The 25,746-nt window shown below is 41.8% G+C and carries 24 protein-coding genes; 10 read left to right on the top strand and 14 right to left on the bottom strand.

What is annotated here, in order from left to right; translation table 11 throughout:
- Positions 1 to 13 precede the first annotated feature (13 nt).
- The gene (locus ACZ5Q7_RS06615) at positions 14 to 571 is read left to right on the top strand and encodes an HD domain-containing protein (protein WP_343751611.1); all 558 of its coding nucleotides are present in this window, start codon (positions 14 to 16) and stop codon (positions 569 to 571) included.
- Positions 572 to 634: 63 nt separating this feature from the next.
- Positions 635 to 961, top strand: a complete 327-nt coding sequence (locus ACZ5Q7_RS06610; RefSeq protein ID WP_343751613.1) for a cupin domain-containing protein — start codon at positions 635 to 637, stop codon at positions 959 to 961.
- 256 nt (positions 962 to 1,217) lie between these two features.
- Here the strand turns inward: ACZ5Q7_RS06610 and ACZ5Q7_RS06605 are convergent, their stop codons facing one another.
- The 7 genes from ACZ5Q7_RS06605 to modA form a co-directional block, all read right to left on the bottom strand.
- Positions 1,218 to 1,877 carry a GntR family transcriptional regulator gene (locus tag ACZ5Q7_RS06605; RefSeq protein ID WP_343751637.1) on the bottom strand — a complete coding sequence of 220 codons (660 nt, stop codon included), beginning with the start codon at positions 1,875 to 1,877 and terminating at the stop codon, positions 1,218 to 1,220.
- 629 nt (positions 1,878 to 2,506) lie between these two features.
- The gene (locus tag ACZ5Q7_RS06600) at positions 2,507 to 2,863 is read right to left on the bottom strand and encodes a Rieske (2Fe-2S) protein (protein WP_343751615.1); all 357 of its coding nucleotides are present in this window, start codon (positions 2,861 to 2,863) and stop codon (positions 2,507 to 2,509) included.
- On the bottom strand, positions 2,860 to 3,960 hold the full coding sequence (locus ACZ5Q7_RS06595) for an amidohydrolase family protein (RefSeq protein WP_343751618.1): 1,101 nt from the start codon (positions 3,958 to 3,960) through the stop codon (positions 2,860 to 2,862). The genes ACZ5Q7_RS06600 and ACZ5Q7_RS06595 overlap by 4 nt, the downstream gene beginning before the upstream one ends.
- A gap of 116 nt (positions 3,961 to 4,076) precedes the next feature.
- The gene (locus tag ACZ5Q7_RS06590; RefSeq protein ID WP_343751620.1) at positions 4,077 to 5,549 is read right to left on the bottom strand and encodes an aldehyde dehydrogenase family protein; all 1,473 of its coding nucleotides are present in this window, start codon (positions 5,547 to 5,549) and stop codon (positions 4,077 to 4,079) included.
- Between the two features lie 183 nt (positions 5,550 to 5,732).
- Positions 5,733 to 6,362 (bottom strand): ATP-binding cassette domain-containing protein, encoded by a 630-nt coding sequence (locus tag ACZ5Q7_RS06585; RefSeq protein WP_343751622.1) that lies wholly within the window; start codon positions 6,360 to 6,362, stop codon positions 5,733 to 5,735.
- Between the two features lie 15 nt (positions 6,363 to 6,377).
- Positions 6,378 to 7,067, bottom strand: coding sequence for a molybdate ABC transporter permease subunit (modB, locus tag ACZ5Q7_RS06580; protein WP_343751624.1), 690 nt, complete (start codon positions 7,065 to 7,067; stop codon positions 6,378 to 6,380).
- 5 nt (positions 7,068 to 7,072) lie between these two features.
- Complete coding sequence (gene modA, locus ACZ5Q7_RS06575) at positions 7,073 to 7,858, bottom strand: molybdate ABC transporter substrate-binding protein (protein ID WP_343751626.1); 786 nt, start codon at positions 7,856 to 7,858, stop codon at positions 7,073 to 7,075.
- A 287-nt stretch (positions 7,859 to 8,145) separates the two neighbouring features.
- On the opposite strand from modA, the gene ACZ5Q7_RS06570 reads away from it, so the two are divergent.
- The gene (locus ACZ5Q7_RS06570; protein WP_343751627.1) at positions 8,146 to 8,382 is read left to right on the top strand and encodes a hexameric tyrosine-coordinated heme protein; all 237 of its coding nucleotides are present in this window, start codon (positions 8,146 to 8,148) and stop codon (positions 8,380 to 8,382) included.
- A 91-nt stretch (positions 8,383 to 8,473) separates the two neighbouring features.
- Here the strand turns inward: ACZ5Q7_RS06570 and ACZ5Q7_RS06565 are convergent, their stop codons facing one another.
- From ACZ5Q7_RS06565 to ACZ5Q7_RS06555, 3 genes are all read right to left on the bottom strand, one after another.
- Positions 8,474 to 8,884, bottom strand: a complete 411-nt coding sequence (locus ACZ5Q7_RS06565) for a DoxX family protein (protein WP_343751628.1) — start codon at positions 8,882 to 8,884, stop codon at positions 8,474 to 8,476.
- A 344-nt stretch (positions 8,885 to 9,228) separates the two neighbouring features.
- Positions 9,229 to 10,683: an MDR family MFS transporter gene (locus ACZ5Q7_RS06560; RefSeq protein ID WP_343751630.1), complete on the bottom strand. Its 1,455-nt coding sequence runs from the start codon at positions 10,681 to 10,683 to the stop codon at positions 9,229 to 9,231.
- The gene (locus ACZ5Q7_RS06555) at positions 10,677 to 11,576 is read right to left on the bottom strand and encodes a TetR/AcrR family transcriptional regulator (RefSeq protein ID WP_343751631.1); all 900 of its coding nucleotides are present in this window, start codon (positions 11,574 to 11,576) and stop codon (positions 10,677 to 10,679) included. Before ACZ5Q7_RS06555 ends, ACZ5Q7_RS06560 begins: the two co-directional genes overlap by 7 nt.
- 144 nt (positions 11,577 to 11,720) lie before the next feature.
- Here ACZ5Q7_RS06555 and ACZ5Q7_RS06550 point away from each other — a divergent pair, with 144 nt between their 5' ends.
- A complete protein-coding gene (locus tag ACZ5Q7_RS06550; protein ID WP_343751633.1) occupies positions 11,721 to 12,584 on the top strand; it encodes an SDR family oxidoreductase in 864 nt (287 codons plus the stop codon).
- A gap of 394 nt (positions 12,585 to 12,978) precedes the next feature.
- Positions 12,979 to 14,061, top strand: coding sequence for a GerAB/ArcD/ProY family transporter (locus ACZ5Q7_RS06545; protein ID WP_343751635.1), 1,083 nt, complete (start codon positions 12,979 to 12,981; stop codon positions 14,059 to 14,061).
- Positions 14,062 to 14,174: 113 nt separating this feature from the next.
- On the opposite strand, the gene ltrA (ACZ5Q7_RS06540) is transcribed toward ACZ5Q7_RS06545, so the two are convergent.
- Complete coding sequence (gene ltrA, locus ACZ5Q7_RS06540; protein WP_464432767.1) at positions 14,175 to 15,629, bottom strand: group II intron reverse transcriptase/maturase; 1,455 nt, start codon at positions 15,627 to 15,629, stop codon at positions 14,175 to 14,177.
- Positions 15,630 to 16,198: 569 nt separating this feature from the next.
- Here ltrA (ACZ5Q7_RS06540) and ACZ5Q7_RS06535 point away from each other — a divergent pair.
- Genes ACZ5Q7_RS06535 through ACZ5Q7_RS06520 form a run of 4 tightly spaced genes read left to right on the top strand, consistent with a single transcriptional unit; the run spans position 16,199 to position 20,783 of the window.
- Complete coding sequence (locus ACZ5Q7_RS06535) at positions 16,199 to 17,770, top strand: DUF6583 family protein (protein WP_343752001.1); 1,572 nt, start codon at positions 16,199 to 16,201, stop codon at positions 17,768 to 17,770.
- 16 nt (positions 17,771 to 17,786) lie between these two features.
- Positions 17,787 to 19,007 (top strand): ABC transporter permease, encoded by a 1,221-nt coding sequence (locus tag ACZ5Q7_RS06530; protein ID WP_343752000.1) that lies wholly within the window; start codon positions 17,787 to 17,789, stop codon positions 19,005 to 19,007.
- A complete protein-coding gene (locus ACZ5Q7_RS06525) occupies positions 19,004 to 20,119 on the top strand; it encodes an ABC transporter permease (protein WP_343751999.1) in 1,116 nt (371 codons plus the stop codon). The genes ACZ5Q7_RS06530 and ACZ5Q7_RS06525 overlap by 4 nt, the downstream gene beginning before the upstream one ends.
- Entirely contained in the window at positions 20,112 to 20,783 is a 672-nt protein-coding gene (locus ACZ5Q7_RS06520; RefSeq protein WP_343751998.1) for an ABC transporter ATP-binding protein, read from the top strand. Before ACZ5Q7_RS06525 ends, ACZ5Q7_RS06520 begins: the two co-directional genes overlap by 8 nt.
- Positions 20,784 to 20,796: 13 nt before the next feature.
- Here the strand turns inward: ACZ5Q7_RS06520 and rlmD are convergent, their stop codons facing one another.
- Positions 20,797 to 22,284: a 23S rRNA (uracil(1939)-C(5))-methyltransferase RlmD gene (gene rlmD, locus ACZ5Q7_RS06515; protein WP_343751997.1), complete on the bottom strand. Its 1,488-nt coding sequence runs from the start codon at positions 22,282 to 22,284 to the stop codon at positions 20,797 to 20,799.
- A 155-nt stretch (positions 22,285 to 22,439) separates the two neighbouring features.
- Between rlmD and ACZ5Q7_RS06510 the strand changes: the two genes are divergently transcribed.
- The gene (locus ACZ5Q7_RS06510; RefSeq protein WP_343751996.1) at positions 22,440 to 23,066 is read left to right on the top strand and encodes a Type 1 glutamine amidotransferase-like domain-containing protein; all 627 of its coding nucleotides are present in this window, start codon (positions 22,440 to 22,442) and stop codon (positions 23,064 to 23,066) included.
- Between the two features lie 286 nt (positions 23,067 to 23,352).
- On the opposite strand, the gene ACZ5Q7_RS06505 is transcribed toward ACZ5Q7_RS06510, so the two are convergent.
- Together ACZ5Q7_RS06505 and ltrA (ACZ5Q7_RS06500) are read right to left on the bottom strand one after the other, a co-directional pair.
- Positions 23,353 to 23,829: a nucleoside deaminase gene (locus tag ACZ5Q7_RS06505; RefSeq protein WP_343751995.1), complete on the bottom strand. Its 477-nt coding sequence runs from the start codon at positions 23,827 to 23,829 to the stop codon at positions 23,353 to 23,355.
- 185 nt (positions 23,830 to 24,014) lie between these two features.
- The gene (gene ltrA / locus ACZ5Q7_RS06500; protein WP_464432767.1) at positions 24,015 to 25,469 is read right to left on the bottom strand and encodes a group II intron reverse transcriptase/maturase; all 1,455 of its coding nucleotides are present in this window, start codon (positions 25,467 to 25,469) and stop codon (positions 24,015 to 24,017) included.
- Positions 25,470 to 25,746 lie beyond the last annotated feature (277 nt).

The raw sequence follows: 25,746 nt of genomic DNA, 5'->3' as shown, positions 1-25,746 counted from the left end.
GAGGTATATTAGAATGCAAAAAATCGTAGACTTTACAAGAATGGAAGATGGCACAAAAGAGGAATTTGAGTTTTTGGATGAATTAGAAGATGGGTTTAACCTGGGGTTGCCTGACCGGCTTTTGAAAACATTGGACGGATTGAAAGATAGTTTCAGTGGGTACCGCATTTCGCGTTACGAACATTGCTTGCAATCAGCAACACGTGCCTATGAAAATAATGAAGACGAAGATATGGTTATGGCCGCTCTTTTTCATGATATTGGCGATGAACTTGCACCATATACACACGGTGAAATGGTAGCTGCTATCCTTAAACCATTCGTCTCAGAAAAGGCTGCTTGGATTGTTAAACATCATGGTGTTTTCCAACAACACTATATGGCACATATGTCAGAAGAAGAAAAAAATGCGCGTGACTATTTTAAAGACAGCCCTTACTACGAAGAGTGCATTAACTTCTGTAAAAACTATGATCAAAACTGTTTTGATCCGAATTATGTTCATTATCCAGTTGAGTTTTTTGAACCGATGGTACGTCGCGTCTTTACGCGTACACCTGAATTTGCATAAGTTATACCAAAAAGTTATCCACCTATAAAGACCCTATATCAGTACAAAAAGTCCTGATGTTACGTGATTAAGCTTACTAAGCTAACACTTATAGTCTTTCAAGGTGAAGGTTATAGTATTATTAACGGGGAAAAACTCGAGTGGGAAAAAGGAGATGTATTTTTCTCCCCAGCTTGGTTAGAGCATGAACATTGTAACACATCGGATCATGAAAATGCGGTTCTCTACACCATTCAGGATGTCCCCACAGTCTCAGGTATGGGAACATGGTTTTTAGAAGAACCTGTTGGAACAAAAACCCAGCATGTCGTAGATGAAGAAGTAACCAATAAAGATGATATCTTACCTAAAAATAAGAGTGCTTTTCTGATCCTAATTGAAACTAGGTAACATTATCAGGGCATGATTTAAACTTGGATATGCGTGATATAGCACACCAAACCCTTAAATCGTGTCCGTTTTTTATTTTGGATATCATGTTAAAATAATTGAATGAAAAAAGTTGGACTGGCATATGGTTTGGGGGACTGGTTCTCAAGCTGATACATACGTCGTCAGTTTGTTATACCAATTAAAAAACGACGATCACTGGGACCGTCTCTATCTCTACTATTATGAGAACCAGACATCTTTCATGTTTCTGGTCTTATTTGTCGCCCTCGATAGGGAATTCAATGTTAAGAGAGTTGGATTGAATAATATGATCCTTTAAGGTTCGAATGGCGAAATCTAAATCACCAGTTTTAAACGAATCCAATAAAGTGCGGTGAAACTCAGTATATTTTTGCAAATCAAAGGGTAAGTCATTTTCATATATAAACAGCAAACGGCTTCGATTTAAAACAGAATCCCACAAACTTTTCACATTATACATGTTGGACGAACGAACAATCAACTCATGGAATTGCATATCCAAATCGCTGAAGAGAGGTGTGTCATTAAAATTCGCCGCACGTCTCATCTGCTCCAAAACTTCCTCAAATTGTTCAAAGTGTTGTTGACCCCAAAGTGGAAAACCTTTTTTCAAAGCGAATGTTTCAATATTTATTCTGATGGGAACAAGCAATTCATTCGCTTCCTCAGAAGTAATATTGGCCACCTTCGTTTCTTTAAACGTTGTCGAAACAAGCAGCCCTTCCATAACTAATAATTGCATCGCCTCACGGATAGGTCCTCTGCTGACTTCAAAATCCTTTGATAGTTTTAATTCTGTTACCTTTTCGCCAGGTTTTAAATCCCCGCGAAAAATGGCCTTGCGGATTTCTTCAGCAATCTGATGTTTTAATGACCCTTTTCTGACATTCATATTCACCGTTAAACATCCTTTCGTAACTAATATCAACACCATGTTTGTTGAATTAGCATTTCAAACTGATAGCATTTCATTATGGAACAAATTGTCTCATATCAGAAAAGGACTAAAATCCACCTGCTTAAACAGATGGATTCAAACATATGCGTTAACGACTAAAGTCGATCTTCAGGCTAAAGTTTTGCTAAAAAAGTCCTTTTAGATACTACATCATTTTACATAGTGCATTCTTGAAGGCCGATTTATCCATAAATGATTGTGAACATTTTACACGACATCGCAAAATGGTAATATCTCTACTTACAGCCTTGCCCCATTTTGTAAGTTTTATTAAATGAGCTGTAAAACCTGTTCATGAATGTACGTACATGACCGACGGCCGCAATAATAGTATTGTTATTAAAAAGTTCGCATTACGTTGCCTTTTCACTCATACAAGGTGATGTAATAACAAAGGCCGCGTTCACTCACTCCCTATTTTAACGTGTCCTACGGCTTCAGACCATATTTTCGGGATCTATTTGTATTCTAAAAGTTTTTCCTTTCGACCAACTATCCATTTGTTGCCTGACAGAAGAAGTTGACCAATCCTAGTATACTCATTAAACAACAACCATTTATTGTTATAATGAGACGACTACATCATCGTCTTCAAAAGAGACATTGAATTCTTTAAGTTTTTGTTCAGGATCAGCTAGCATACGTCCTTCATTTTTTATATCATATTCCATTCCATGCCAAGGGCAACGAAGAATCTCGCCTTCCTTCTGGTAGTCGTACTCCCCCGGTGTATCCGTAGGTACGGAAGCTCCGCACATTACCCCTTCAGACATGGGAGCGCCTTGGTGAGCGCATTTATTATTAAAAGCGTGATACTCTCCGTCTGGTGTACGACATACAATAATAGGGAAAGGACCCATCTTTGCTCTCATGGTTTGACCTGGTTGCAGTTCATCTTTTTTGCATACGATTTCTTTCATTGGGATACTGGCCTCCTCGTATTTTGTAGTTTTGGATAAAAGTTTCGTGCATTTTCTCTAAAGATCTTGTTTTCCAAATCCTCGCCGAGTGAAGGCAATGCCTGGAATGGAGAATCATAGTCCCAATGTGGATAGTCCGTTGAAAAACAAATCATTTCGTCTGATCCCATAAGATCAACGAATGTCATAAATTCCTCCGAACTCAATTCATCCGAAGGCTGAGTTGAAAAACAAACATGCTCTCGAATGATTTGGCTTGGCAACCGTTTGATCCACGGTACTTCATGACGCAAGGCTTTATATTGCTGATCCATTTTCCGCATGAGCGCAGGAGCATATGTAAAGCCTGCTTCGACCATCATTAATTTCAGATTCGGATATTTTTCAAAAACACCATTGAATACCATACTGTTAATCTGCACCATATGTGTGTTAGGCATTACGCAATGCCATTCAACAAAATAGCGCGGATATTTTCCATAATAGGATGGCGGTTCGTTATGATGCATAGCAATCATTAAGTTGTGACGCTCGGCAGCTTCAAAAATCGGATGATAATATGGGTCACCCCATGGTCTGTCATCAATTGGCAGCATCACTTGCACCATTTTCGGGTGAGAACCGACCCGCTCAATTTCACGGACAGCGGATTGGGGCTCTTGAGCTGCAACATGGACTGATCCATACAATCGTTCGTCTTTATCCAACCAATGATCTATTTGATAGTCGTTATACGCCGAAGCTAATGCATGAGCCATTTCATACCAGCCGTGCATCGATGATGGAGATGGATCAAATGCACTTGTCAGTATCCCATATTCATGTCCTACTTCATCAAGCAACTGTTCTTGCATGAAAGAAAGGTCGGTTCCCGCTGGACGACCGTCTGGTGTCTTAGCGTCTGCCCGGTTCAATCCGTCCGGCCCTGGTATGGGATAAGGCAAATGTTTTTCCATAACCCAATCGCTATCGGTAATATACCTCTTCCAAGGATTATCCAAATAAGGAAGAAGGTCTTCGTAAAGAGCTCCTTCGTGAATATCCACATCGATGATTGGGCGTTTTTTGTTTGATTGCTTTTGTTTGCTTTCTGCCATTGGCCATAATCTCCTTTCATATTTCATCTATTCCATGAGATCCAACAAATCTACTTCCACAAAAACTATAACATACATTGTCTTATTGTCAACAATACTATTAAATTATACAGCTATTACTCTGAAAACCAGCCGGATGGTTCCATTTCTTGATTGATATTAATTTGTTTCACCTCTTGAAATTCCTCTAATCCAAAGGTTCCCAAGCCACGACCAATACCACTTTGTTTGTATCCACCCCAAGGCGCTTCCACATATGTCGGATGATACGTGTTAATCCATGTGATACCGGCACGCACTTTTTTAATAACACGCATAGCTTTTGCTCCGTCCTGGGAAAATACAGCGCCGGCCAGACCAAATTCGGTATCATTCGCTAAATCGATGGCTTCTTTTTCGTCTTTAAATGTTTGTATCGTTACGACAGGACCAAAGATTTCTTCCTGTACGATGCGCATGTCAGATGAAACATCCGTGAATACGGTTGGTTCTACAAAAAACCCTTTCTCCAGCCCATTTTCTTTCAACTGGTTGCCTCCAAGCGCTAATGTTGCGCCTTCTTGTTTGCCTACGTCAATGTAGTTAAGAATGGTTTTAAGTTGAGCGTGACTTGCGATCGCTCCCATTTCAACGCCTTCGTCCATTCCAGGTCCTACTTTTATTTTCTTCGCTCGTTCAATAAATCGTTCGACAAATTGATTGTATATGCCCTCTTGTACAAGAATACGACTTCCTGCAGAACAATTTTGACCTGAGCCAAAAAAGATGCCAAACAAAGCGTAATCAACCGCAGTTTCAAATTCAGCGTCATCGAATATAATATTGGGTGATTTCCCTCCCAACTCGAGTGACACTTTTTTCAAGTTTCCTGTAGCAGCTTGCATAATACCTCGGCCTACATCCGTGCTTCCAGTGAAAGATACCGCATCTACCTGGTGACTTTCCGCTATCGTCTGACCAACAACGGATCCCTTACCCATTACCATATTAACGGCGCCTTTGGGTATTCCTGTTTCATCCATTATTTCAAACAATGTCATGGCTGTTACCGGAGTGAGTTCGGCCGGTTTAAATACAATCGAGTTTCCTGCAGCCAACGCCGGCGCAATCTTCCAAACACTCATTAGAAATGGTAGATTCCAGGGAACAATCAATCCTGTCACACCAATAGGTTCCTTTACTGTCATGGATTGCATAGCATCAGGAACGTGGTATGTTTGTCCATCCGGCGTTGTAATCAACCCAGCGTAATAGCGGAAGCAAAAGGCTGCATCGGCCACATCAAATGCCACTTCACTTTTTGTTTTGCCGTTATTAATAACTTCCAATTCTACCAGTTCGTCTTGTCTCTCTTCAATTTTATCAGCTATTTGAAACAGAAACCGAGCCCTCTCCCGCGCAGGGGTGTCTGCCCATTCGCCACTTTCAAATGTATCTTTAGCTATCTGGATTATCTCGTCCGTTTCTTCTTTTGTCGCTCGCGGTGCTTTTGCAATGACTTCCTGGGTAGCAGGGTTAATCACTTCATTAAAGTCATCATTCGCTGACGTTTTCCACTCGCCATTACTGTACATTTTTAAGTTTATCATTTTTTATCTCCTTTTGTACGAACGCGCATTTCTGTTCATAATAATCTTTGAATCTATAATATGAGCATGCTTCCGTAAGTTATCATAACGCCATATTGTCATATCGTCAAATTGATCAATTGTTGACAATTAAATAAAGGTCATATCGTCATAACGTGGTCTGTCTGCACAATGTCGTGCCGGTTACTTCGGTAAGTTGGATTGCAACGCGCCTTCCTCCATATACAGTATCCGGTCACCCAATTTTTCCGCTTCCTGTTTGGCATGGGTTACGAGTATAACCGGTATTTTCCACATTCGATGCAGACGCAATAGCTCAGCGTGACTGCGTTCACGTGTTTTATCATCCAGTGCTGAAAATGGTTCATCCAACAGCAATAAATCAGGCGCGGTTGCCAGCGCGCGTGCCAATGCCACCCGCTGCTTCTCCCCGCCGGAAATTTGCTGGGGATAATGCTGCTGCAAATGTTCAACCCGCAACTCCCGCATTAAGTCAAGCACCAATGATTCATTCTTCATACCATAAGCAATATTTTTCCAGACCGTCTTATGAGGAAACAATGCGTAATCCTGGAAAAGATATCCTATATGGCGTTTTTGAATCGGCAGCGTCTTCCCTTCTGCTTCAAATAACGCGCGCTGATTCAATCGGATATGCCCTTCATCCGGATTGGTCAGACCGGCAATACAGTTCAGTACAGTTGTTTTCCCTGAACCCGATGGACCAAAAAGGACAATGATTTCATCCGCTGCCTGAAAAGACATATGTAACGTAAAATGGGCCAGCTGCTTTTCGATTGCCACATCCAACATATCGAACTCTCCTCATCATCTGGAATTGCTTTTGTAGCGCATCATATTTCGTTTGCTCCACCAATTCAGCCACAATATAGCACTGAAACCAAGAGCAATAATAATAATCACCCAAAAGGCGGCTACTTCCGTATTCCCTGCTTGAACCTCAAAATAAATCGCAAGCGGTATCGTATTCGTCTCACCAGGGATATAGCCTGCAAGCATCAATGTTGCACCAAATTCGCCAAGCGCCCTGGCAAACGTTAAGACAAGCCCGGACAACAACCCCGGCCATGCTATGGGGAAGGAAATGGTCCAAAACACTCTCCATTTTGAGGCCCCCATCGTATATGCCGCCTTTTCCACATTGGCATCGTATTGCTGAAAAGCCGCCGTGGCACTTTGATACATTAATGGAAAAGCTACGACAACGGCTGCTATGAGAACAGCATTCCACTGAAACACAATTTGCATATCAAAAACCGTCTCCAATATCGAACCTAAGGGGCCATTTTTCCCAAAAATAACGAGTAGTCCAAACCCAACAACGGTGGGCGGCAAGACGAGTGGCAGCATAAAAATGGCTTCAACAACACTTTTCCCAAAAAAGTGATTCCGTGCCATCACCCTTGCTAGAAAAACACCAATAATAAATACAATAACTGTTGCAATGGCGGCTGTCTTAAAGGAAAGCCATAACGGCGAAATGTTTACATCAGGCATTATCATCACCCATCCTGCATATCAAATCCATATTCCTCAAAAACGGATTGAGCGTCATCTGATTGCAAAAATTGAACGAACGATTTGGCCGCTTTTTTGTTCTCTGTATCGGCTGTAACAGCAGCCGGATAGATAATGGCATCATGTGTTTCGGCGGCAGCTTTCGTCAACACTTGAATCTTATCGGAAATGAGTGCATCGCTCTTATAGACAAACCCAATATCTGTATTTCCGGTTTCCACATATGTAAGGACTTGGCGCACATCTTTCGCAAATACGAGTTCTTTCTCTAATTTACTCCGTATATCAAGTGACCTTAGTGTTTGATCGGCATATTTTCCCGCTGGCACACTTTCTGGGTTGCCAATGGCAATCTGATCCACATCGTCCGGTTCAATAGCATCCATCGATTGATAATCTAGATCAGAATTTTCCCCTGCAATAAGGACAATGCTGTTACCGGTTACATCTTTTCGAGTCTCTTGGATAATCCGATTATTCTTTTCCAACCTGTCCATCCAGTCCTGATTGGCAGAAATAAAAACATCGGCCGGCGCACCTTGTCGAATTTGCTGAGCCAGTTTTCCAGATCCTGCAAAATTAAGCGTCAATGCGACGTTCTCTTTCTGTTCATAAACATCTTTTAATTCTTTCATCGCATCCGTCATACTGGCAGCAGCGGAAATGGTCAAAGCAACGTTCTCTTTTTCTTCATCACTATTATCGCCATCACTGCTGCAAGCTGCCAGCACGGCGACAAAGGCGATCATCAACCATTTTACATACTTCATGTTACACCCTCCAATTATAATAGTTATAATCAGGTATAGTTAATTATAATTGGATTTAAACAGAGAAGTAAATGATAAAATAAAAACAAGCGGGAGGGAGTTTCAAGCATACAAGAACCTGTCGAACCTCCAACGACAGAGAGACCCTCGTTGAAAAGAGGATTCGGGCCAATTGGTCATTAACATCTTATTGGACTGTATAAATGTATGGATGAACGTAAGCAACATAACATTTGGTTCCGTTCGTTCATACGCTATAAAAATTGGTATATAAGGGGATGGGTTTCGTGGAAAAATGGATAAAAAGTTTGAAAACTGACACACCACAAGAAGGATTTGAATTGGCCATCACACTTGCTCAAAAAGGCGTGGAATATACACAACCTTCCTTGAAAATCAGAAAAAAACTGCGTCCCAAGTATTCCAAAAACGCCAATAGTCTCATAGCTGCCTCGGATGTTATAGCTATGCATTTTCAAACAGTGGCCGCTGCAAATAATTATTGGAATACTAAAGCCAATTAGACCAATCAAAAAGCATGGCTGCGAAACGGGGTAACCGCTTATTGCTGCCATGCTTTTTACGATAGTTGAACGTTTTAATCCGAACAAATGTTTACCAAAAATGAATATTATAAAGGGTATCCAATGCTAACAGCCCAGGACCTGACAATGTGATACCCAGTGCAACAGCGATTAATACCACATTATATTCAATGCCACCTTTATCGACAAACAAGCCATTTTTTCCGTGAACGGTTTTAATAGCACCAATCATGGGAATAACAAATAATAAAGCTGCCAAAGGCATCAGCAATCCTAATAGAAATAAAATACCGCCAATAAATTCACTTATCCCTATTAATAAAGCCATCGTTTTACCTGGCCTTACGCCAATTTTGTCAAAAAATGCACCTGTCTTGCCAGGGCCATTACCACCAAACCATCCAAATGCTTTCTGGGCTCCATGTGCTGAATAGTACAGACCAACAATAACGCGTATAATTAAAAAACCAATAGCTTCCATAATACCTCCAACGTTTAACTGTATTTCGTTACTTATTCTAATAACTAGATTTCTGCGTAACTAAAGTTAAGAATAACATATCTGTGCAAAAAAAATGAAGACAGTGGTAACAAGTGTTTGTGTCAATCGGATGTTCAAACATCACCCAAGTTTCGGAGATGATGCCTGAAATGGGTAGTTTCCAGGCTATTCCCACACCGACATTCGGAAAGAGGCTCATGCAAAACATTTACTACAGTTATGGCTACTCGGTACTCATAAGAACACATTAAAGAAGTCCCATTATGAGCTAACATTAACACATGAGAGGTTAATATTATTTTTTGAAATGTAAAGTACATTTGTTATTCGGAAGCTGATTTATTTTTAAGAAACAGAGAAAAGACCGCCCCGGCAACGGCTATACTGGTCGCAAAAATAAACGCATCATTATAACCACTTAGTTGCGCTTGATGAGCTATCTGCAATTTCGCTTCTTGTTGTGTCAGGCCTTGAAGTGCCGACGCATCTGGTTCGTAACTTTTAGCCCCCGACGTCATTACTGTAATTAGTATTGCAGTGCCGATGGAAGCAGATACTTGCTGCATCGTATTCGCCATAGCTGATCCATGCGCATTCCACTTCATTGGTACCTGATTTAATCCTGATGTCATAACCGGCATCATAGCAAAAGATAGTCCAAACATGCGCACTGCATATATAACAGCTATGAACCACAGCGGCGTTTCCAATGTCATATCCGTGAATATAAACGTCGTTACGGCAACGATTGTTAACCCTGGAAGGGCCAGCCACTTTGCACCGAATTTATCAAACAATGCACCAGTAACAGGAGACATCATTCCCATAACAACGGCTCCCGGAAGAAGTACAAGTCCTGATTGTAAAGCCGTAAAACCTCTTAAATTCTGGATATATAATGGTAAGAGTGTCTCCGCACCAATCATAGACATCATTACTATCATGGTAATAACAATAGAAACACTGAACGCTTTAAATTTAAAAACCCTGAATTGAAGCAAAGGTGTTTGCAGTTTTAATTGTCGCCATATAAAGAGTCCAAGAATAATAACTCCTGCAATCAGTGACACAATCACTTTCAGACTGGTCCATCCGCCATCTCCTGCACTGCTGAAACCAAATAATAGACCTCCAAAACCCAATGAAGAAAGGATTATAGAAAGTATATCCATTTTCGGGTGTGTAAGCTTGATAACATTTTTTATAACAATGTATGCAAAAATAAACGTTAAGACAACAATTGGTAAAACTACATAAAATAGCGCACGCCATGAAAAATGCTGCAGTAACCAACCGGAAAGTGTTGGTCCGATAGCTGGTCCAAATGAAATGACAATGCCTGCAAGCCCCATCATTTTGCCTCGTTTTTCTTTTGGAATCACTGTTAGTATAACAGTCATCATTAATGGCAGCATGATTCCGGATCCTGCTGCCTGTATCACTCTGCCAACTAATAATAGTGGAAATACATGTGCAAATGCACTGATTAAGGTCCCCAATCCTAAGATACTCAGCGCAGTTAGGAATAGTTTTCTTGTGGGAAACCTTTCAATTAAGAAAGCAGTAATAGGAACCATAACCCCGTTAGCTAATAGAAAAGCCGTTGTCAGCCACTGTGCTTTGTTTTCATTAATACCAAAATCATCCATAATGGATGGTAAAGCTGTTGCCAGTAATGTTTCATTTAAAATACCAACAAATGCGCCAATAAGCATCACTGCAATCATTGGTCCTATTCGTTCTTGCTTCTGGCTAACTTGCGACTGTTCTGTCACCATGCATGTTCACCCTTCCCTCGCAAATGATTATTTATCGTCTGTTCCAATCGGATAGCGCTGGTTCTTAGCGCTTCTTCTGATTTCAAATAATTAATCAACGCTTCTATTAAGTACATTTTTGGTTCAGCCATACTTACCTCTTTTGTTAGATGGTTAACCGTCTGTGTAAATTTATCCTTTTCGTTTTCTTGTAAAGAAAGACTTTTCACCAATAGTTTCATTTGAGAAAGTTGCTGATTCATTTTGCTTTTTAATGAAACTTTTTCTTCTTCATTCATTGGTTTAAATAGTTTTTCTTTCGTGAGAATCGGGTGCATCATTCGCATTGAATTTCCTGCTTCTTCTAACACAGAGGTGATTAAATTCGCCAAATGATTAATGGAAAGTGTTATCCCTCGAAAAATAAATAATGATGTATACTCTTTCATAATGCCTTCGTAAATAACTACTAAATCCCATATAATGGAGTGATTTTTTTCACCAAACGCTTCTAATAACCATTGTTTATGCCACTCCATTAACTCCAGTCGGAAGTTTTCCATCATGTCAGCTACTTCACTTTGGTCATTAGGTGAATATTCATTTAACACAATGAAAAAAATAGAGCTGCTCTTTTGCATTTCTTCTAATTCAATCGTAATTCTTTTTTGCAGCACTTCCGTGGCGGACAGTGCATCGGAATATTGAACGGAATGCGCTTTTTTGAACAGACTTTCATGATGATCTTTGATAATTTCTATAAGCAAATTCTCCTTCGAATCGAAATGCTTATAGAAAGCTCCTTTGGATACATTACACGTTTGAGCAATTTCCTGAACTGATGTAACATAATACCCCTTCTCCGCAAACAGATGGATCGCCATATCTTTGATTTCTTGCTTTTTTGTTGACATAAATCCTCCTTGTACTGTACGGTTACATTTAGATACCGGTTGGTCACAAACTCTAAAATGTATCTTATAATGAACTTGAATTTTTGTCAATATGTATGTACTTTGAAGTTAAAGCAGTTATATGAAACGCGAGGTGGCGACGTTATGACAAAAATATTGGTGACAGGTTCGACTGGGAATATAGGCAGCTATGTGGTAGATCAACTATTACAGAAGGAGGTGACAGTTAAGGCTGCTGTCAGGGATGTAAAAAAGGGAAAACAATTTTTCTCAAACAGCCATGCAGAAGTGACGGCATTCGACTTTCTGCGCCCGCAAACCTATAAACAAGCGCTGGAAGATGTAACGAAAATTTTTCTTATGCGCCCGCCTCACCTGTCCTCACCAGAAAAAGATATGCTTCCATTTTTAGAAAGCGCCAAAGCAGCTGGCGTAGAGCACATTGTATTCGTTTCGCTATTCGGCGTTGAGAAAAATCCGTTCGTTCCACACCGAAAAATTGAGTCGTTCATACGTGATCTAGGATTTAATTATACATTTTTGCGCCCTGGCTTTTTCATGCAAAATCTAAATACGACGCATCGTAAGGATTTGTTATACCGAGGGGAATTATTTATACCTGCCGGCAATGCTAAAACCAATTTTATTGATACAAGAGATATAGCAGCCTGTGCAGCTGTATGCCTCACAGATCATGGTTATATAAACAAAGCTTATACGCTAACCGGCAATGAAGCGATAACCTATTATCAGGCTGCTTCCATCATGTCAGATGTGTTGCACCGGGATATAATCTATACAAATCCGGGACTGCTTGAATTCAGGAAGGCATTTATAAAAAGAGGAACACCAAAAACGTTTGCTAATGTGATGATGATGCTGTACTTAATGACAAAACTCGGTACAGCAGAAAAAGTGACCGATGAGGCAGAAAAATTACTGGGGCGGAAACCAATTACGTTCAGACAATATGTTGAAGATCATGCGGAGTTTTTTGAAAGACGATAGTTGCCTGACATGCACAGGAAAAGAGGAATGATTGGAGGAACCGCCATTAAATCCAGATAGACTGACCCGGTTCTGTGTATAGAATCAATGAAACGACCTTTAACGGGAGATTGAAACCTCCCTTTAATATCTCTTTTTGTCTTCTCCATGGATTATAAGTGCCAGGCATATACGCAATTTAGAATTGCGTATATGCCTGGCACTTACTTCTAATTGGATGGTTGCGACACAAGTTTCTTATGATGAATATTCTATGATAAGAGCGGACAGGCTATAAAAGCCATAAGTGAGGAAAAAGAAGACTAGAGGTACAGAGTCCCTATATTCTTATGACGGATTTAAAACCAAAGAATAATATTCTGGTTATCACATCCATGATAAAGGGGGAAATAGGGTGGAGAAAGGAAGGATTTCAGCTTTACAGATGGCGGTTTTAATGTATCCAGCTGTTTTAGCAACCGCTATTCTCTCCTTACCGGCAACGACTGCTGCATACGCAGACCATGATATGTGGATGTCCCCTGTTTGGGGCTCCCTAGCTGGGTATCTGGCTGTGTATAATGCATACAAGCTAAACACACTTTACACGAAGGAAACATTGATTCAATACAGCCAACATATTATTGGCTTCATTCCAGGAAAAGTTATTGGCTTTTTTTATATCTTCTACTTTTTACACAACGAATCCCTAGTCGTGAATCAGTACGGAGAGTTTGTCGCGGGTATTTTTCTTCCTCAAACACCGATGATTGTGGTTAATATTGCAATGGTTATTGTCTGCGGAATTGCCGTACGAGGAGGTTTGGAAACCATTGCAAGAACAGCTCAGATCTTTATACCCGTGACTTTCCTGCTTTGGATAATCATTATCGTTTTACTGATTCCTGAACTGGAACCGAATAATATGTTTCCAATTATGGGAGATGGCATGATGCCATCTATTAAAGGAGCATATATTCTTCAGAGCTGGTTCAGCTTATTTATTATGGTCGCCTTTTTACTTCCCTTTATAGAAGATCATAAAAAAAGCTTAAAATGGGGCATGCATTCTGTGACCAGTGTGCTGTTTACGATGGTCATTACAAACTTAGCCACTCTACTTATATTTGGAGAAATTACAACAAGATTTTTTTACCCAGTCATGGATGCTGCTCGTTACGTCAGCATCGCTGATTTTTTCCAACACATTGAAGCGCTCGTAATGGCCATTTGGGTAAGCGGAATTTTCATCAAAACCGCCGTATTTTATTACGTAGTGGTTCTTGGTACTGCCCATTGGTTGAAACTCGATGATTATCGCCCGATTGTCTGGCCAATTGGCTTTCTAATCATTGGTTTTACAGTGTGGGCACCCGGTATACAGGAAATTAGTCAGTATTTCGCCACAACCAGTATCATTTACTCGGTATTATTTCAAACTATCATACCGCTCCTGTTACTAGTCATCGCAGTCTTTAAAGTACCACGGAAATCATAGGGACTATCTAGGTCAAGTAGGAGTGAACCTCTCAGCCTAACGGCTGATTGTGTATCACTCCCCTCTCAGAACCATGCGAGCGGTTTTCCCGCACACGGCTCCACCTATCATCTTCACAGAATGTAACTAATATGATCTCTAAGTTGGTATATATTCACTTTCACAGTTGGTCTTGGAAGTGGAAATTTCTTTAGAAATAAAACGAATTTCTCCCATGTAAAAGACTTCTTCTGGCTTCTTCGATTGAGCCATTTAAAGAGTAACGTTCTTATATTGTCACGAAACAAATCAACCGTTGGCGAATTGTCTGTAATACAATAATAATTATAGTATCCTATAAGTGACTTTCGAATTCTATCCATGATAAATTCGGCACCTTCGGTTCTGTTTTCTTTTAGCCATTTCTTAGTTTGACGCAACTTCGCTCTCATCTTCTTGTTGTCAGTTTTCCGTTTAACTCTGAACTTGCCTTTCTGACTTTGGCTGCAGTAATGCGTGAAACCCAGAAAATTAAACGTCGGGGGTTTCCTATTTCCATTCCGCCTACTGTTCTTTTCCGCAAATCTGCCAAAGGGAATAATGTTCGTCTTGTCCTCTGCAACTTCAAGGTTAAATTTCGCCAATCTCTGTTTGAGGCCTTCAAAGAACTTATACGCGTCCTGCTGATATTGAAAACAGCACACAAAATCGTCCGCATAGCGGACGAGGTACGCTTGTCCTTTACATTCTTTACGTACTTTACGCTCAAACCATAAGTCCAGGACATAATGGAGATAAACATTTGCCAGAATAGGCGAGACAACACCACCCTGTGGTGTGCCAAACTCCTCCTTATATCGCTTGGTTTCCTCCATGTATCCGGCCTTTAAGAATCTGGCTACGAGCCTCAGTATACTGGGATCTTTAATTCGATGTTCCAGAAATGCCAGCATCCAATCATGATCCACATTGTCAAAGAATCCTTTAATATCTACATCTACAATGTAGTTCGTGTACCTCTGTTCAATGTAGACATTAAGAATCTTCAAGGCATCATGACAATTTCTTTTGGGTCTAAAGCCAAAGGAGCAGTCGAGGAAATCATTTTCATAGATTGTGTTAAGAATTTTAGCCAACCCCCGCTGCACGATTTTATCCTCGTGCTCCGGTATCCCCAATGGGCGTTTCTTCCTTGAACCAGCTTTATCAATATAGGTTCGTCTGACCGGTTGGGGGCGATAGCTTTTCTTCTTCATTCTATGAACGAGGTTCTCGACATTATCATTCAATTCTTCACCGTAGTCTTCCTTTGTAACCCCCATAATACCTGCAGCTTTATTGCCGGGTAATTCATAGTGGCATTGCTTTAAAGACTCCTCATCCAACAAATGCGCCAGTGATGTGAATTGCATCCTGGGGTGAGATCTAGCTAATTCCGCTATTCTCGATAGTTTTGTTTCCATTATAATTCCACCTCTGTGTGTAGATAATGTGTCCCTAATAAGAAATGATAGGGGGCTTACCTTTCCTCCACCGGAATTACCCGGCTTCAACGGTACTATGTAGCCCTCCGACTTCCTATCAGACATTTGGTTTCCTCACTTTGTATCGCTTGTACGCCATACTCCCTGCTTCCGCAGGAAGACCCGATAGGACCTCCCGGGTTGCCGTAACATATCCATGTCTAGCGTGCCGTGGTCACCGACCCCGGAAAGGTCTTAATAAGCTCGCCTATTTCACTTATCAAGATGTTGCATTCTGGACTGGCAAAACCATCTGCCCTTTCATTGAGTATTTCGGGGCTCAATCCCTTCAACCGTCGTTTACGGCCCACTAGCTAACAGTTTACGCTTAATGATGGAAGTTACCTTCCATCATCCAAAACTTGCTACGAGCGAGTGGCTAACTCTTACTCGGCGGGCATCCCACCCACTATATGTTACGACCTAAGCCCGGTCGCTCTGCCAGGCACATACGCACTTTAGAATTGCGTATGTGCCTGGCACTTATTTCTGACTATAATAAAGCATTTTTCGACATAATCTACCATTATTTCCAGGAATGGTATATAATTGAATTGTTGTATTAAGACATGGGTTCTATAAATACATATAAGTCATAAGGACTCAGAAAAGACTTAGAAAGGAATTGATATCAAATGACAGAAAACAATCAAATAAAAAAAGGTATTCCTAAAAAGATCACAGCTATTATTGCAGCCACTGTATTGGTTGTTGTTGGGGGTATAGTAGCGTTTTCACTGATGAACAACTCTCCAAAAACACAATACTTCAAAGCTGAAACAAATACACTCGAATTTATGAACGAAAATGTAACGACAAGCTATCAACCGGAATTCGACTGGGCAAAGACAACAAAAGAAAAGCCAACTGAAAACACAGTGACATTATCCGGAAACTATAATGGTCCTCCCAGCAGCGGAATGGGAATAAGTCCGGACCAAATCATCAATAATTCCAAACTGCAGTTAACGACGCAAACGGATAAAGAAAACAAGCAGCTCGCAACGGATTTACAAGTTAACGTTGCCGGTATTGAACTGAAAAATATTAATCTATATCTGGATGACGACCGTTTAATGCTTCAGCTGCCCTTTATGCAAAAAACGTTGCAGGTTAAGGATGATGACCTGGCTCAGCTGATGGAGAACATGAACCTGACGTTCAATGGCGAATCCATCGATTTTGCAGATTTTTTCAATCATGTGGATGACTTATTATCAGAGGATGATAAATCATATCTACGGGAAGAATACTTACAAATGATCTACGAAGAACTGTCGGATGATTCGTTTGAGTCCGCCAATGAATCAGTCAAAATCCAGGATAATTCAATTGAAGCCGAAAAGTTATCATTACAGCTTTCTGAAAAAGAAGTGAAAGATCTAGTAAGTGCCCTTCTTGAAAAAGTTAAAAAGGATGATAGAGTAAAAGACATTATTAAAGATCTGAATGGTTATTCGACGACTTTAGCCAGTGCATCGGAAAACAATGCCGATCCCATCCTTAAAAACTATGAAAAAAATATCGACAAAGCCATTAACAGTTTGGAAGAAATCCGAATGCCTGAGGGAATAACGTCCACTATCTGGGTTAAAGACGGGTTGATTGTTAAACGCGAGTCAGCCATCAGTATGGGAGCTCAGAATGGAAAACTGGTTGACCTCAGTATGAATGGCACACAAGTATTAAATGATACGACAATAGATTTGGATTATACACTGGCTGCCAATGACAATGCCATAACAGTGAAGGCTGATATGTCAAACCAGGATAACGAACTCGAAAATTCTGTATCCATCAGTGCAGATGGTGCTGACTTATCATATCAGGGTTCCTCCACACTTAAGGACGGTACAAGGGAATTTGAACGTGAAATTTCTGTTAACGGTACCGGACCAAATCAAACCGGAAGTGTGATCTGGACTGGTGAGGCATCCTATGACAATGATCGCATGAATTCGGAGCATAATATAACAGTGGAAACACCAACCCTTCCACAGGCATTGAATATGGTAAGTCTGACTGTCAGCCGGGATGCCAAAGTTATTAAGCAAGTAGATAAACCAGAGGATAATAACGTTAAAGACCTTGGCACAATGTCACCCAGCGAGCTGAGGAATTATTTCCGGACGACGGTAGCACCACAATACCAACAATGGCTTACGGAGATTATGGGGGCTCCAGACGGCAACATGAACGGTTTTTAATTAAGGATGTGCAGGTATGACGTTTATCAGACATAGCCTTCTGTTTTTTAAAAGCAATCTGAAGACATTGCAGAGGAAGCTGCCGGTGCTTCCTCTGCTTTTACTATTCCCTGTTATACTTGTTTCCCTCATGGCTGTCATTGCCATATCAATTATTCAGCCGGATGAAGATGAACCGCTTCGTGTCGGACTGGTGGATCTTGATAAGTCGCAGGAAACGGAAATGGTTATCGAGTTAATCGAAAGCTCATCACAAACAGGGAACTATATCAAAATGGAAGCCCTGACAGAAGAACAGGCCCGCGAACAAATAAACGAGCAATTAAGCGCCTATGTCAGTTTTCCGAAAGGGTTTACTGAAAGTCTGTACAACGGGGATTCCGTCACACTGGAAGTAACTGGCAATGCCGGAAGACGGACAGAAAGCTATCTTGTTAAAGAATTGCTCGACAGCCTTGCCAGGCATATTCGGACGTCACAAGCCAACATTTTAACCATTGATGATTATTTAAAACCATTGCCCATTGCTGATGACAAGCGAAAAGATATACTGGTGCAGCAATTTAAGGACTTTCTCATCTATACAGCCGGTAAAGACAAGCTGCTAAGCGAAGAACAAATCACCAATCAGGCCACGAGCTCGCCTGTTCACTACTACGGTCTTGCCGCCTGGTTTATCATCATTACGATCTGGCTATTGGCATTTTACTCATTTTTTTCGAATGATGACGGAATTCGTATGCAAAACAGAATGCGATTATACGGGGTGACGGTGCTTCAGCAGCTCACGGCCAAAATCACGGCCACATGTCTGATCACGAGCGTTTTGGGGGCCATTTCCTTTTATCTGTATGTCTCAATAATGGCCATTCCATTATACAGTGAGGACTACATTCGAATCGCTCTTCTTACCCTGCTGTACTGCTTAATTTACTTGGGTATTCTTGCTATGCTGGAAACCATTTTTACAGGGCATAAAATTCGATTGCTTATGCAGTCATTACTGACGCTGCTAGTGCTGCTGGCAAGCGGTGCCATTATACCAACGCTATATTTTCCATTGTATATGCAGCATCTGCTCCCGTATTTATTTGCCAGTGAAGGCTTTCGCTGGCTGCAGGAAATCATATTAAACGGCAGATTTTACGCGGACTATATACCCATGACGCTGATGCTGCTATGCACTGTTATGATTCTGATTGGCACGTCCGTCTGGAAGGAGCGTGCTGTTAAATGAAACAGATTATCACAACGCGTTTAATGCACTGGAAGAAACAGTGGGTAAGCCTCATGTTCTGGCTCTTGTTCCCGTTTGTGGCAACAGTCAGCGTGATCATGATCACCGATGCACTGCAGGATGATGCACAGATCCCTGTCGGTGTTGTTCTGAAGGAGGAAACAGATGCTTCAGAGGCACTCGTTCAAAAAATCAAATCGGCCCCGTTTATCAGAACGACAATTTTGCCTGAAGACAAAGCACTGTATCGCCTGGAGAAACATGATCTGGACAGTGTATTTACAATTCATAGCAACTTTGAGCAAAAGATTCAGCAGAATAACAGGAGCCGTTTGATCACCGCTTATCAATCTGATCTATCGCTTGCCTACTCACCGGTTAAAGAAATGATTGTCTCGTATGTTCAGCAGGAAACCGGCCGCGCTAAAGCAGCTTTTACCATTCAGGAACTTGAAAAGCGCTATTCAGGTCAAACACAGTCGACAATTGAAGACATTGTTGCTAAGAGCAAAACGATACAAAAAGAGGAAGATCTGCTGTCTACCAATCTGACATTCCACGGTGATCATGAAACGATGAATGACACCCAGAGGCCATTTAATGTCTGGGGATTGTGGGGGATTTTCAGTCTTCTTTCCGCTATGCTTCTGTTTGATTGGGTTATTAAAGAAAAACAGTCGAAAGCCATATGGCGTCTGACATTTTCCCGGTGGTCATTAAAATCCTACTTGCTACTGAATTCCCTGCTGTACACGCTCGTTCTGTTTATGACAGATATGCTGACAGCTGTTTCGCTGTATTATATATTTGGCGAATGGCTCAATCCCGCCAATCTCCTGGTTTATCGGTTGCTCATTTGCACAGCGGCATTTTTATTGGCCCATTTGTTTAAACGTCCGTTTTACTATAACACAGTGGCATTCGCGCTTGTATTATTGGCTGGTATTGGCACTGGCGCCCTGCTTCCGACACGCATTACAGCGGATTGGCTTCCTGATTTTGCAAGCCCGCTGAGCCCACTGCTTGCTGGAAATTTACTCAGTCTGTGGCCGCTGGCAATCGGGGTGACTTTTGTATTATGGCTGATGAGAAAGGAGCAATATCATGCTTGAGGTCCAGACACTGTCCAAAGCCTATGGCAGAAAACAAATTTTGAATGATCTTTCCTTCACCGTACACCCCGGGGAAGTGATTGGACTTGTCGGAGAGAACGGCGCAGGCAAATCAACCCTGCTGCAGATTTTAGCTACACTGTCCCAGCCGAGTGCCGGCGAGATCATGTTATATGATCAATCCTACCGAACAGACGTTAAAATCATTCGCAGACAAATCGGTTTTGTGCCACAGGATATTGCTTTGTGGGAGGACTTTTCCGTAAAAGAAAACATGAGGTTTTTTGAAAAACTGTCATGGAACCACAAAAACACTGAACAGCTCAGGCAACTGTGCCAGGACATGAAATTGAACAAATGGAACGAAACGGTCAAACAATTATCTGGCGGCATGAAGCGCAAATTGAATATCGCCGTTAGCCTGATTCATGACCCTGACTTGCTGATTCTGGATGAACCGACCGCAGGCATTGATTTGAAATCCCGTAAAGACATTGCATCCTATTTAGCGGGTCTGGCCAAAACACAAGAAAAAATGATTCTATATACATCACACGATCTCGATCAAATTACGCAAACTTGTGATCGAATATACTGTATGGGTGATGATCCGTTTTATTACCAAGTATTACAAGCATATGGCGAACAGCCCGTTTTGTTATAGAAAAAGTCCCAGGCTATTTCTCCAAAACTAATTTTGTAACGGCTTCAACATGGTAGGTTTGCGGAAACATATCCACCGGCTGAATGCCTTCAACCGCATACCCATGCTTCGTTAAGTACTTTAAGTCCCGCGCCTGTGTTTCCGGATTACACGAGACATATACTACTCGCTTTGGCTGGAGTTTTACCACACTTGACAGAAACGCTTCGTCACTTCCGCTTCGTGGCGGATCCATAAGCACCACATCGGCTTTATCGCCGCGTGCTGCCATTTGCATCATAAACTCGCCAGCGTCGCCCTGATAGAATCGGGCATTTTTTACACCGTTACGTTTTGAATTGCGAATGGCGTCGCGAACGGCATCGTTATTCATTTCAACGCCAATAACGTTTCCAGCTTTCTGACTGGCAACCAGACCAATGGTACCAATTCCGCAGTACGCATCAACCACCGTTTCCTTGCCAGTCAGCTCTGCTATTTCAATGGCCTTTGCATACAATTTTTCGGTCTGAACCGGATTAATCTGATAAAAGGACTTTGCTGATATCTCGAACGTCATTCCGCAGAGGGTGTCTGTGATTGTCCCTTTGCCGAACAATACCTTTTCCTGATTACCCAGAACGACGCTGGTATCCCGTTTATTGACGTTCAGCAAAAGCGTCGTAATTTCAGGATGAGCTTTGCGAAAGGCCGTTATAAAATTATTTTTGCCTTTGAAGACAGGTGAGGCCGCTACTAGCACCACCATAATTTCACCGCTGACCTGACCAACTTTTATCAGGACATGCCTTAGAAAGCCTTGGCCGGTATCTTCGTTGTACGGCTGCATTTTAAAGGATTTCATCAGGCCCCTAATCGTTTGCACGATCTCGTCCGCTTTTGGATCATGAATAAGACACCGGTCCATGGGTATGATTCGGTGGGTGTTCTGAGCGTACAGCCCACCAATAATCTGCCGCTCTTTATTCCGTCCAAATGTCATTTGACTTTTATTCCGGTAGTCATATGGATGGTCCATCGTCAAAATGGGTTCCGGCTTGCCAAACGGTTTCATAATCGAATCGATGATGTTTTGTTTAAAACGCCCTTGCGCCTGGTTGCTCATATGCTGCAACTGACATCCCCCGCATTCGTAGTAATACGGACAAGGCGGATCGACGCGGTCATCAGACTGTTTGACCACCCGCTTTAGCTCTGCGTTACGATACCGCCCTTTTTTGGACACACGTATCTCAGCCGTTTCACCAGGCAGCAGATGCGCAACCTCCAGCTGCTTTCCTTCCCACTTAACAAGACCCTTGCCCTCACCGGTCAAACCTGAGCATGTAACTGTCGCCGTTGTGGCCTTCTGTCCATGTTGGCGCGAATTAGTTACTGCAGTCTGACCTCTTGGTTTTCCGCTTTTTGGTTTTCCTTTTGCGTGGTTCGGCTTCTTGTAGGATTTATCAGATTTGCTATTTTTATCAGGCTTTTTATAGCCACTATTCTTTCGCTTAGACATAGGCACTTCCCATCTTTACTTCTTCTTTACATCTATTATAGACCACCCAAAGCCGGCCGTAAACGCAGGCTTTAATGTAGCATTTCCCAACGCTGATGCTTTAATGTTAACATCGTAATATAAGGATTTATTTTAATGAAAAGCAGGAGGATCATATGAACTTTTACCTGTCATCTCAAGACGTGGGTCGTGAGGAACAAAAACTCAAAGACATGACAAAGGATGGCAATAGACGCGTAGCTTTTATCAATAATGCCATGGATTTTATGACAGATATCAACCAGAAGAATCAAAGTGATGCACGTAACGCAGCCGATTTAGAGCGTCTAGGTTTTACTGTGGATATCATCGATCTGAAACAATATTTCCATAATACAGGGGCTCTGGAAGACAAACTTGATCAGTACGACGTCCTCTGGGTTAGAGGCGGCAATACGTTTGTTTTGGCACAGGCCACGAGATTAAGTGGTTTTGACAGTATTGTTAAAACATATTATAGAGATAACAAAAACGTCTTATATGGCGGGTACAGTGCAGGCATTTGTATGCTTGGACCGACGTTAAAAGGTCTTCATTTAACGGATGATCCAGATGAAAAACCATATGGCGAAGATTACCCGACAGTTTGGGATGGACTAAACATATTAGATTATACCATTGTTCCGCATTATCAGTCAGGCATCCCGGAATCCGAGGATATCGACCGGACTATTGCCTATATAAAAAATCATAACACCCCCTTTAAAACACTGAAAGACGGCGAAGTCATCATTATCGAATAAACAAACGGGGTTGGGACAAAAGACGTTTAGTCAAATAAAAATCCGAACTATGACTCACAAACAATATTAATCAGTTCGGATTTTTCGCTTAGCGCAGGAAAAACACGGAGACTCCTGCGGGATGAAAAGCTTAGATAAGACCCCGCAGTGCGGTAAGCACGAGGAGGCTTATCAGCGCCCGCGGAAAGCGCAGTGTTTTTCCGGAGCGATGGCCACGCCTTAAATATATCGTTCGTATTTAGAAGCGATTTGTTCAGTCTTTTTCCCAGCCCCGTTTAGTCAAACTTTACATATGATACTGACGATGGAGCTCACGGACTTCTTCTGCAAGCTCAGGAACAGGGCCTTCAACTGTCGTGTCACGAATCACATCCTCGATCGGAAGGCTGCGGACACGGGGCAATCCGGTCATCCCCATTTCACTGAACCATCTGCCTAGCTGATCGGATGAACTAACATAAACGATACGGTCCAAACCAGCTAATCCATGGGCTGCAGCGCACATCGGGCAATGTTCACCTGAGGTATAGACGGTCGCCTCGCTTTTTTCTTTAGCTGACATATTTTCAGCTGCCGAACGTGCGAGCGCAATCTCCGGGTGCTGCGTATGGTCACCGCCTGAAGTGTGGTTATGATCTTCGGCGAGTACGTCACCATTGCCTGAGACAAGGACTGAACCGAATGGCTCGTCCCCTTTTTCCAAAGCAGTCTTTGCCAAGTCAACAGAACGGCGCAGGTGCTTCATATCTGTTTCATCGATCATACTTTTGAGTCCTCCTCGTCATATTCGTTCTTAGACCATTATAATCAAATGCCAGGCACATACACAATTCAGAATTGCGTATGGTCAAGTAGGAGTGAACCTCTCAGCCTAACGGCTGATTGTGTATCACTCCCCTCTCAGAACCATGCGAGCGGTTTTCCCGCACACGGCTCCACCTATCATCTTCACAGAATGTAACTAATATGATCTCTAAGTTGGTATATATTCACTTTCACAGTTGGTCTTGGAAGTGGAAATTTCTTTAGAAATAAAACGAATTTCTCCCATGTAAAAGACTTCTTCTGGCTTCTTCGATTGAGCCATTTAAAGAGTAACGTTCTTATATTGTCACGAAACAAATCAACCGTTGGCGAATTGTCTGTAATACAATAATAATTATAGTATCCTATAAGTGACTTTCGAATTCTATCCATGATAAATTCGGCACCTTCGGTTCTGTTTTCTTTTAGCCATTTCTTAGTTTGACGCAACTTCGCTCTCATCTTCTTGTTGTCAGTTTTCCGTTTAACTCTGAACTTGCCTTTCTGACTTTGGCTGCAGTAATGCGTGAAACCCAGAAAATTAAACGTCGGGGGTTTCCTATTTCCATTCCGCCTACTGTTCTTTTCCGCAAATCTGCCAAAGGGAATAATGTTCGTCTTGTCCTCTGCAACTTCAAGGTTAAATTTCGCCAATCTCTGTTTGAGGCCTTCAAAGAACTTATACGCGTCCTGCTGATATTGAAAACAGCACACAAAATCGTCCGCATAGCGGACGAGGTACGCTTGTCCTTTACATTCTTTACGTACTTTACGCTCAAACCATAAGTCCAGGACATAATGGAGATAAACATTTGCCAGAATAGGCGAGACAACACCACCCTGTGGTGTGCCAAACTCCTCCTTATATCGCTTGGTTTCCTCCATGTATCCGGCCTTTAAGAATCTGGCTACGAGCCTCAGTATACTGGGATCTTTAATTCGATGTTCCAGAAATGCCAGCATCCAATCATGATCCACATTGTCAAAGAATCCTTTAATATCTACATCTACAATGTAGTTCGTGTACCTCTGTTCAATGTAGACATTAAGAATCTTCAAGGCATCATGACAATTTCTTTTGGGTCTAAAGCCAAAGGAGCAGTCGAGGAAATCATTTTCATAGATTGTGTTAAGAATTTTAGCCAACCCCCGCTGCACGATTTTATCCTCGTGCTCCGGTATCCCCAATGGGCGTTTCTTCCTTGAACCAGCTTTATCAATATAGGTTCGTCTGACCGGTTGGGGGCGATAGCTTTTCTTCTTCATTCTATGAACGAGGTTCTCGACATTATCATTCAATTCTTCACCGTAGTCTTCCTTTGTAACCCCCATAATACCTGCAGCTTTATTGCCGGGTAATTCATAGTGGCATTGCTTTAAAGACTCCTCATCCAACAAATGCGCCAGTGATGTGAATTGCATCCTGGGGTGAGATCTAGCTAATTCCGCTATTCTCGATAGTTTTGTTTCCATTATAATTCCACCTCTGTGTGTAGATAATGTGTCCCTAATAAGAAATGATAGGGGGCTTACCTTTCCTCCACCGGAATTACCCGGCTTCAACGGTACTATGTAGCCCTCCGACTTCCTATCAGACATTTGGTTTCCTCACTTTGTATCGCTTGTACGCCATACTCCCTGCTTCCGCAGGAAGACCCGATAGGACCTCCCGGGTTGCCGTAACATATCCATGTCTAGCGTGCCGTGGTCACCGACCCCGGAAAGGTCTTAATAAGCTCGCCTATTTCACTTATCAAGATGTTGCATTCTGGACTGGCAAAACCATCTGCCCTTTCATTGAGTATTTCGGGGCTCAATCCCTTCAACCGTCGTTTACGGCCCACTAGCTAACAGTTTACGCTTAATGATGGAAGTT

The sequence above is a fragment of the Lentibacillus halophilus genome, from assembly GCF_055395055.1.
Note: the sequence above shows the minus strand (reverse complement) of the source record. Positions and strands in the feature narration are given on the sequence as shown.